The organism is Geobacillus proteiniphilus (assembly GCF_001908025.1).
Classification (GTDB): domain Bacteria; phylum Bacillota; class Bacilli; order Bacillales; family Anoxybacillaceae; genus Geobacillus; species Geobacillus proteiniphilus.
The window spans coordinates 1-1,075 of sequence record NZ_MQMG01000128.1 but is presented as its reverse complement, the minus strand read 5'-3'; the positions used below and the strand labels follow the sequence as shown (position 1 = coordinate 1,075).

Annotated in this window: 1 protein-coding gene; it reads right to left on the bottom strand. The window is 45.2% G+C overall.

Annotated elements, in window-relative coordinates:
• Positions 1–196 precede the first annotated feature (196 nt).
• On the bottom strand, positions 197–1,075 hold an 879-nt coding region (locus tag BRO54_RS18835; RefSeq protein ID WP_139268106.1), incomplete at its 5' end, for an IS3 family transposase.

Below are 1,075 nucleotides of genomic sequence, written 5' to 3'. Positions count from 1 at the left end.
GCAGCCCCTGCCCAGAGTGAACATATCCCTGTCAAGTAGACAGTGTGAAAAATACCCACCTTCTTCAGCTGCTTGTTAGGATAGTGGAATGAGGAAACGTTGTCAAGGAAAGCACTTGACAACGTTTCCTTCATTCCACTTCATCGTTGGCAAGCTGAAGAAGGAGACATTCTCAGCCGTTCGTCTGCTAGGCTGCTTAGGCAATTCGGTATTCCACTGGGCTGAGGTAGTCTAGTTTTTTCTGGCACCGTTCATAATTATAAAAATACATGTACTGATCGATCGCCTCGATCATTTCCTCTTCCGTTTCAAAGGTGGGAAGGTCCACCATTTCCGATTTCAAATGCCCGAAAAAATTTTCCATGCAGGCATTGTCTAAACAGTTTCCTCTTCTGGACATACTAGGAATGATATGATGAGCCTTCAGCAGTTGATGGTACTGGCGGGATGTGTACTGGGAGCCTTGATCGCTATGGAGAAGGACTCCTCGCGCATCCCGTTTTTTGATGGCATCCTTGACAGTTTCGATCACCAATTTTAAGTCATTCGAACGACTGATGCGATACGCAATGATTTCATTGTTGTACAGATCTTTAATAGCAGACAGATACAAATAGGTTCCTTGAAATGGCACATAGGTAATATCCGTCACCCATTTTTGGTTGGCTGCAGTGGCCACAAAATCACGGTTTAACACGTTCGACGCTACGATATTCTCCTTTCCCGCTTTATACTTCGGCTTTTTTCGACGGATTTTGGCCTGAACCCCCAACTCTTTCATCAGTCGGTACACTCGCTTATGATTCACGGTCTTCCCATAATTTCGTTTTATCCATGCTTTCACGCGGTAGTATCCATAGATCCCATTGACCTTTTGATGGCATTCGAGGATCATTTGTTTGATTTGTTCATTTTCCTTTTGCTTCTCTGTGACGATTCCCTGCTGGTTCATCCATCGATAGTATCCACTTCTTGACACACCGGCCAGTTGGCATAGCCAGGCAATCGGATAGGTGTTGGATAACTCCTGAATGATCGAGAACCGCTCTTTCGGTTTCACCTCCTTGCCAGCTCG